Below are 6,226 nucleotides of genomic sequence, written 5' to 3' on the forward strand. Positions count from 1 at the left end.
ATCTGTATTTCGAGTTCGAGGCGCTGTGCTGAACAGCGCCTTGACCTGTTTATGGGAATTTCATTGTGACAGAATCATCACAAGCCTTGCACGCGGGCCGGCTGCCCATGCGCAAAGGTGAGTTCATCGCGCTCGCCGCCTTCCTGATGGCGGTCAACTCCCTTGCTATCGACATCATGCTGCCTGCGCTCCAGCAGATCGGTGCAAGCCTGGGCGTCGAGAGCGAGAACCACCGCCAGTTCGTGGTCTCCGCCTACCTTCTGGGCTTCGGGCTCGCGCAGCTCTTCTACGGTCCCTTGTCGGATCGGTTCGGCCGCAGGGTGCCTCTGCTGATCGGCCTTGTGATCTATATCTGTTCCGCCCTCGGGATCGCGCTGGTCCCGTCCTTTGCCGGATTGCTTGCGCTCCGCTTCGTCCAGGGCATCGGCTCCGCCGCCACGCGCGTCATCACGATCTCGATCGTTCGCGATATCTATGGCGGCCGCCAGATGGCCGAGGTGATGTCGCTGATCATGATGGTGTTCATGATCGTACCCGTCATCGCGCCGGGCAGTGGCCAGATCATCATGCTCTTCGGCAGCTGGCATCTGATCTTCGTATTCATCGCCGTCATGGCAGCGCTGATCTCGATCTGGGCTTACCTGCGCCTGCCCGAAACGCTGCATCCGTCGAATATCCGCCCGTTCACAGCCCGTTCGGTGATGGCCGGCTTCAAGCTGGTTCTGACGAACCGCATCGCGCTCTGCTACACGATCGCCAGCACCTTCATCTTCGGTTCGCTGTTCGGCTTCATCAACTCCGCGCAGCAGATCTATGTCGGCATCTACGACCTCGGCGTCTATTTCCCCTTCGCCTTCGCCGGCGTTGCGATCTTCATGTCGATGTCGTCGTTCCTGAACTCGCGCCTCGTGGGTAAGTTCGGGATGCGCCGGCTGTCGCACGGCGCGCTCGTCGGCTTCATCACCATCAACACCATCTGGCTGCTGGCGCTTCTGATCGGCCCGCATCCGATGCCGTTCCCCTTCTTCATCGGGTTCTTCGGCCTGGCGATGTTCCAGTTCGGCTGGATCGGCTCGAATTTCAACTCGCTCGCGATGGAGCCGCTCGGCCACGTCGCAGGCACCGCCTCCTCCGTCCTCGGCTTCATGAGCACAGTAGGCGGCGCCCTGATCGGTGCCGGTATCGGGCAGGCATTCAACGGCACGGCCCTGCCCATGGTGGCAGGCTATTTCACCGTGTCGATCATAGGCCTCTTCTTCGTGCTGATCGCCGAGAAGGGCCGTCTGTTTCATCCGCATAACCCGGCCGTTTGACCGTCGGTGCCTTTTCACATTTCAGGATAGCTATAATGACTCCGCCACATAAACCGCACACGGAAAATCAGGGGTCCAGCCGCATCGGCATGGGATTCTTCGAGTTCGTGATTACGATCGCCATCATGACCGCCAGCGTCGCGATGGCGATCGACAGCATGCTCCCGTCCCTGCCCGCCATCGGGCACTCTCTGGGCGTCGTGAATTCGAACGACACCCAGCTTGTGATCGGCGTCTTCTTCCTCGGCTTCGGCATATCGCAGATCATCTTCGGCAGCCTGTCCGATACTTTCGGGCGCCGCAACATTCTGCTCGGCGGCATGGCGGTCTATGTCCTCGCCATGTTTGCGGCCGCAGCCACCGGCAGCTTCGAAATGCTGCTCGTCATGCGCTTCGTGCAGGGCCTCGGTGGTGCTGCAATCCGCATCACCACCATGGCCATCGTGCGTGACTGCTTCGGCGGTCGCGAAATGGCGCGCGTGATGTCCTATGTCATGATCGTCTTCATGATCGTGCCGATCGTCGCGCCGTCTGTCGGCCAGCTCATCATCACCTATGCCAACTGGCACTGGATCTTCATCCTGCTCGGCATTGTTGGTGCCATTCTTTTCGTCTGGGCCTTGCTGCGCCTCAAGGAATCCCTGCCGAAGGAAGAGCGCATTCCCTTGTCGGTCGGCTCCGTCGTCGATGGTTTCAAGACCGTCCTGACCAACAAGATCACCTGCGGCTACATGATTGGCCTCACCATGTTCACCGGCGTCATCAGCGCCTATGTCATCTCCGTGCAGCAGGTCTTCGGCGAGGTCTATGGCCTTGGCGATTGGTTGCCGATCGCATTCGCTGCCACGGCAGGCGGCATCGCGGTTGCCAACTTTGCCAATGGCTACTTCGTGCGCAAGTTCGGGATGCGTCGCATCTCGCACGTCGCGATGATCCTCTTCACGATCATCTCGGCGATCGGATTTGCCAAGGCGCTCGGCGGCACGCCAAGCTTCACCTTCGCCTATACGCTCTTTACGATCCTGCTGATGATGTTTGCCGTCATCGCCACCAATTTCACCGCGATCAGCCTTGAGCCCATGGGCAATCTTGCCGGAACAGCCACGGCCATCACCGGTTTCGTCTCGACCACGTTCGGCGCCATTCTCGGCGGTGGCGTGGGCCAGCTGTTCAATGGCACCCTACAGCCGCTCTTCGGAGGTTTCGCCCTGTTCGGCGCGATCACCATCGTGGCCACGCTATGGGCCGAGGGCGGCAAGCTCTTCACGCATCCGGGGGATGACCCGCAGCTGGATCCCGGTAACGCACACTTCTGAGCTAACAGCCCGCCGTTTCGGCGGGCTAAGTTTATCTGGCGACCAGTCAGTGGATAAACTGCGAATACGCATCGCCAACGTCGCTAATCGGTGACTTGTTGTTTTTATCACTTTTATTTTATTATAATCTAAAATAGTAAAGAAGAGGGCTGTCATTCGGAGAAATGGCAATGCGGCGTTACAATTTGCGGCGTGAAGAGAACGACCAATGGCAGGTCGTGGATGGACAGACGATGCTCCCGGCCGAGCTGGACGGTATGCCTATCAAGGGCATGGTCTGGCAGGAGGCCTGCGACATGGTCGACCTGATGAATTCCCTCGATCTCATCAATCATGCCGCAAGGCGATACGAGAAACACGGAAACGCAACAAGGTGATTTCCGTAGGCACCAATGAGGCTCCGGGCTTCATGGGATAAGGAAACGGGCCGAGGCAACCAATTTTCCCAAGGCGCGTTTCCTGTGGAGGAGGAAACGATCATGCACTCAACCAACAATCGTCAAGTCAAGATCCCTGGCCCGCGCGACCACCACGATGTCGCGGCGCACTGCAAGAAGTTCGGGATCGGTCCGGCTGAGGAACGCAAGCTTTTGAAGCTGCTCGGCCACCACGCTCCCCCGCACGAAATCGCTGCCAACGCGCCACCGAAAATGCCGCGTTTCCGGTAAGCACCGACGCGCGATGCGGAGATTTCTCTCCGTATAAGGTGTGTCCGACAAGCGCGAGCGGGTGGCCCGCTCCGTCTCGTCAGAGAGTGAACACCTCGCGCCGCAACAGTTCCCAGCTGTCCTTGTCGGGCGTAATCAGCAGTCCGCCATCTGTATGATGCGGCAGATAGGCAGAGCCGTCGAAACGCGCTGCATAGCCGCCCGCCTCCTGGCAGATCAGTGTCCCTGCCAAGTGATCCCAGGGCATGAGCTTGTTGTACATCAGGTAGTGCACGTGGCCGCCGGCAAATGCGCGGTGCTCGTGCGCTGCGCAGCGATAGTTGGCGAGAAAGCGCACCTTGGCGAGATTGGCGAGAATTTCGGCACGACGGTTCTTCGGAAGAAAGCCGGTTGAGGCCATGCCCACCATCTGATCGAGCGCCACCGGCTTGCCGACAGACAACCGCTCGGTCTCACCGCTTGGCCGCTTCAGCCAGGCACCACTGCCCTTCTCCGAAATCACCCAATCGTCGCCCATAGGATCGTAGATGACACCAGCGATCGTCTCGCCATTCGCAACGACGCTGGCCATGACACCAAAGGCCGGAATGCCCGAAGCAAAATTGAAAGTCCCGTCGACGGGATCAACGACGATCGCAAGTTCGGCGCCTTCAAGCCGGCCAAGCAGAGCCGGATCGGCAGCCACGGATTCCTCGCCGATAAAGGTCGCATCCGGCCAGAGGCGCGCGACTTCCGCCTTGATCATCCGCTCGGCCTGTTCGTCGGCTTCGGTCACGAGATCCGTCGCCTCGCTCTTGGCGCGAACATCATCCGTGCCCAGTCGCCGAAACCGCGGCAATATCTCCTTTGCCGCCGCCTGCCGGAGAAGATCGGCGAGCGTCGTGACATCTATTCTGGAAGCCATGGGTGTTTCCTTTTGCGTGGGAGCGCCGGGTTACTCAGCCTGCGGCGCGGTGTCGGCGGCCATCAGGCCCGCGAAGTCGAAGAGCTTTGGATCAAGCAGGTGGGAGGGGTTCACATGCGCAAGCGCCCGCAGCATCGTGTCCTTGCGTCCGGGCATGCGCCTCTCGATGTCGGCGAGCATGTCCTTCATGGCATTGCGCTGCAGGCCATCCTGTGACCCGCAGAGGTCGCAGGGAATGATGGGAAACTGCATGGCAGCCGCAAACTTCGCCATGTCGTCTTCGGCGCAATAGGCAAGCGGCCTAAGAACCATGAGATTGCCCTCATCGTTCAGCAGCTTCGCAGGCATGGAGGCAAGGCGGCCACCATGGAAGAAATTCATGAAGAACGTCTCGAGGATATCTTCGCGGTGGTGGCCGAGCACCAGGGCATCGCATCCTTCTTCCCGCGCGATGCGGTAGAGGTTGCCGCGACGCAGGCGTGAACAGAGCGAGCAGTAGGTCCCACCGGCGGGCACCTTCTCCTTCACGATCGAATAGGTATCGCGGTATTCGATGCGGTGCTTCACGCCAATCCGCGTGAGATATTCCGGCAGGATGTGCTTCGGAAAGTTCGGCTGCCCCTGGTCGAGATTGCAGGCCACCAGCTCGACCGGCAGCAGGCCGCGCCATTGCAGGTCGAGCAGCAACGCCAGCAAGCCATAGGAATCCTTGCCACCGGAGACGCCGATCAGCCAGCGCTTCTGCCCCTTGAGCATGGCGAAGTCTTCGAACGCCTGCCGAACCTGGCGTAGCAGGCGCTTGCGCAGCTTGTTGAACGAGACGGAGCGCGGAGCGTCGGCAAAGAGCGCGTGCGCGATGCCCTCCTCGGCTTCCGTCGCTTCAAACTCGTCCACAATGTCGGCTGCGATGTTCATCTTCTCATCCATTCAAAGGCTGGATTTGCTCTAGCAGAAAGCTGGCATGCAACACAGCATCAATCGCCGAAAACCGACCAGCCGGTGCGAGCGGCCAGCATCTCCAGCGCAACGGCACCGAGCTGCGAGTTTCCGACCTTGTTCAACCCCGGCGACCAGACAGCGATGGAGGCGATCCCGGGCGCGACCGCGAAGATGCCACCGCCGACGCCGCTCTTTCCGGGCAGGCCGACGTGGTAGGCGAAGTCGCCCGAACCGTCATAGTGACCACAGGTGAGCATCAGTGCATTGATACGTCGCGCCCGCTTCGGCGACACGACCGAGTGGCCCGTCACCGGGTTGCTGCCGCGTGCGGCGAGGAACAACCCTGCCCGTGCCAGCTGGACGCACGACATCGACAAGGCGCATTGGTGAAAATACACGCCGAGCACGTGGTCGACGGGGTGGTCGAGATTGCGATAGGAGCGCATGAAATTCGCCAGAGCGAAGTTCCGGTAGCCGGTCTGCGTCTCCGAACGTGCTACCCGGTCATCGATCGTCACCGACTCGTCATCGGCAAGGTAGCGGACAAATCGCAGAAGTTCACCGATAGCCTCGCGCGGGGCGTGGCCGGCGAGAACCACATCGGTCACGGCAATCGCACCGGCATTGATGAAGGGATTGCGCGGAATGCCAGCCTCGTGCTCGAGCTGAACGATCGAATTGAATGCCGAGCCGGATGGTTCCCGGCCGACCCGCTTCCACAGCCCCTCGCCGACTTTGCCGAGCGCCAGTGTCAGCATGAATACCTTTGAAACACTCTGGATCGAAAAGGGCACAGCCGCATCGCCGACCGAGTAGACCTTGCCGTCAACGGTGACGACGGCCAGTCCGAACTGACCGGGATCGACCTTGGCGAGCTCCGGAATGTAGTCGGCAACCTTGCCCTCGCCGATCCGTGGCGTGAGCTCCTTGTAGATACTGTCGAGGACGGCTTGCAGATCCAACATCTTTCCCTCTCTCCAGATAAGTCATGACCTCCACCAGAGGTGGAGGTTTGAAACGCTGCGCTTGAACCGCTAGAAGCGGTTTTGCTATAGGTTAGTAGCTAGTGTTAAACAGGTCGGCAAA

At 60.1% G+C, this 6,226-nt stretch carries 7 protein-coding genes; 4 read left to right on the top strand and 3 right to left on the bottom strand.

From position 1 onward, the window contains the following. Nucleotides 1-107: 107 nt before the first annotated feature. The 4 genes from QTL94_RS24805 to QTL94_RS24820 all read left to right on the top strand — a co-directional run bounded on the left by QTL94_RS24805 (nucleotide 108) and on the right by QTL94_RS24820 (nucleotide 3,297). Nucleotides 108-1,313 carry a multidrug effflux MFS transporter gene (locus tag QTL94_RS24805; protein WP_289803362.1) on the top strand — a complete coding sequence of 402 codons (1,206 nt, stop codon included), beginning with the start codon at nucleotides 108-110 and terminating at the stop codon, nucleotides 1,311-1,313. 35 nt (nucleotides 1,314-1,348) lie between these two features. Then, a complete protein-coding gene (locus QTL94_RS24810; protein WP_289803353.1) occupies nucleotides 1,349-2,629 on the top strand; it encodes a multidrug effflux MFS transporter in 1,281 nt (426 codons plus the stop codon). Nucleotides 2,630-2,799: 170 nt separating this feature from the next. Further along, a complete protein-coding gene (locus QTL94_RS24815) occupies nucleotides 2,800-3,006 on the top strand; it encodes a hypothetical protein (protein ID WP_289803354.1) in 207 nt (68 codons plus the stop codon). A 102-nt stretch (nucleotides 3,007-3,108) separates the two neighbouring features. Then, complete coding sequence (locus QTL94_RS24820) at nucleotides 3,109-3,297, top strand: hypothetical protein (protein ID WP_113521226.1); 189 nt, start codon at nucleotides 3,109-3,111, stop codon at nucleotides 3,295-3,297. 79 nt (nucleotides 3,298-3,376) lie between these two features. On the opposite strand, the gene QTL94_RS24825 is transcribed toward QTL94_RS24820, so the two are convergent. Genes QTL94_RS24825 through QTL94_RS24835 form a run of 3 tightly spaced genes read right to left on the bottom strand, consistent with a single transcriptional unit; the run spans nucleotide 3,377 to nucleotide 6,105 of the window. Continuing rightward, a complete protein-coding gene (locus QTL94_RS24825) occupies nucleotides 3,377-4,201 on the bottom strand; it encodes an inositol monophosphatase family protein (protein ID WP_289803355.1) in 825 nt (274 codons plus the stop codon). Nucleotides 4,202-4,231: 30 nt separating this feature from the next. Further along, entirely contained in the window at nucleotides 4,232-5,116 is an 885-nt protein-coding gene (gene ttcA / locus QTL94_RS24830; RefSeq protein ID WP_289803356.1) for a tRNA 2-thiocytidine(32) synthetase TtcA, read from the bottom strand. 59 nt (nucleotides 5,117-5,175) lie between these two features. After that, a complete protein-coding gene (locus QTL94_RS24835) occupies nucleotides 5,176-6,105 on the bottom strand; it encodes a glutaminase (RefSeq protein ID WP_065693888.1) in 930 nt (309 codons plus the stop codon). Nucleotides 6,106-6,226: the final 121 nt, after the last annotated feature.

It is taken from the genome of Rhizobium sp. S96, assembly GCF_030382195.1.
GTDB lineage: Bacteria > Pseudomonadota > Alphaproteobacteria > Rhizobiales > Rhizobiaceae > Rhizobium.

Bases quoted from the DNA above. Each gene is read 5' to 3' on its own strand.
- ttcA (WP_289803356.1), bottom strand. From the start codon at position 5,116: ATGAACATCGCAGCCGACATTGTGGACGAGTTTGAAGCGACGGAAGCC.
- QTL94_RS24825 (WP_289803355.1), bottom strand. From the start codon at position 4,201: ATGGCTTCCAGAATAGATGTCACGACGCTCGCCGATCTTCTCCGGCAG.
- QTL94_RS24810 (WP_289803353.1), top strand. From the start codon at position 1,349: ATGACTCCGCCACATAAACCGCACACGGAAAATCAGGGGTCCAGCCGC.
- QTL94_RS24815 (WP_289803354.1), top strand. From the start codon at position 2,800: ATGCGGCGTTACAATTTGCGGCGTGAAGAGAACGACCAATGGCAGGTC.
- QTL94_RS24805 (WP_289803362.1), top strand. From the start codon at position 108: ATGCGCAAAGGTGAGTTCATCGCGCTCGCCGCCTTCCTGATGGCGGTC.
- QTL94_RS24820 (WP_113521226.1), top strand. From the start codon at position 3,109: ATGCACTCAACCAACAATCGTCAAGTCAAGATCCCTGGCCCGCGCGAC.
- QTL94_RS24835 (WP_065693888.1), bottom strand. From the start codon at position 6,105: ATGTTGGATCTGCAAGCCGTCCTCGACAGTATCTACAAGGAGCTCACG.